At 54.1% G+C, this 1,006-nt stretch carries 1 protein-coding gene; it reads right to left on the bottom strand.

Features of this window, described 5'->3' with window-relative positions; all coding sequences use genetic code 11:
* Positions 1-28 precede the first annotated feature (28 nt).
* A partial coding sequence (locus FGU65_RS15830; RefSeq protein ID WP_301665464.1) for an IS701 family transposase occupies positions 29-1,006 on the bottom strand: 978 nt, incomplete at its 5' end.

The following is a 1,006-nucleotide window of genomic DNA, read 5'->3' as shown; positions in this document are numbered from 1 at the left end:
CCTCCCCATTCTCTTTCCTTTCCCCGTTTTATCCCAGCGCATACCTCGGATTTCTGATGTAGGTTTTTATCGCCTCTCGATGGATCTGTGCTTTCGCTTCAAACCATGACACTCCGGTTTTGATCCTGTTGATCTCCAGCCTGACAAAGGCTCTTACCGCCATGAGAACATGGGTTCGTTGTGATTGCGCCTTTCTCGCCTGACATTTTTCGACGCCGCAGAACTGCTTGACCCCACGATGGAAGATCTCAATTTTCCACGCACTCTTCGCCAGTTCTTCTCGCCTCGCTTCTTTCAGGCCGAGGATATCCGTTGCCCAGAAGTCTTCGTTCCCCTCCGGGTCCTCTTTCCGAAAGACCTTCACAAACCCGTAGGCTTTCAGATGAACGATCAGACCCTCGGGAGGTATCTCGATGGTGTGGACCTGAACATTCCCGGTCTTGTCGGGATTGACCAGCCGATTCTTCTTCAGCCGGGTGAGCCAGTGCCACTCATGCCTTCGGATCGCTTTGAGGTTCTCGATACTGCTGTACCAGGAGTCGAACAGGACATACTCTGGCTGAAACCCTCGTTCCTTTGCGATCTGCAGCATGTCGAGAAAGTGATCGTTCTTGGTCTTGCCGTCCCGGTCAGGGTCGTAGATCCGGAAATCCACCGGGATGAGTGTCCCGCCGTCCGTCCAGAGAAGCGTGACCAACGTGATCCCGGGAACCGCCCGATGGTGCTTGCCGCTCCAGTGGTAATAGACGAGATCCATCTTCTTCGCATACGGTTTGTCGAGCGTCGTATCGTCGACCACCAGATACCCGGAATCACGGCAAACACAATCCGTGACCTCGTTCCACAGTGCCTCCGTGTCGGAAGGCTGTCTCTGTAGGAGACGGGTGAAGGCATCGTGCGCCGGAGAAGAACTATCGGCAGGCTGGCACCGTTCCGCTTCGGTACAGGTGAAGTAGTTCGAAGAAGCAGTCAGAAAGTTGATGTAATCAAGATCAGTGCACTTTGC

Origin of the sequence: Methanoculleus frigidifontis (assembly GCF_030464345.1) — an archaeon.
GTDB lineage: Archaea > Halobacteriota > Methanomicrobia > Methanomicrobiales > Methanoculleaceae > Methanoculleus_A > Methanoculleus_A frigidifontis.
Note: the sequence above shows the minus strand (reverse complement) of the source record. Positions and strands in the feature narration are given on the sequence as shown.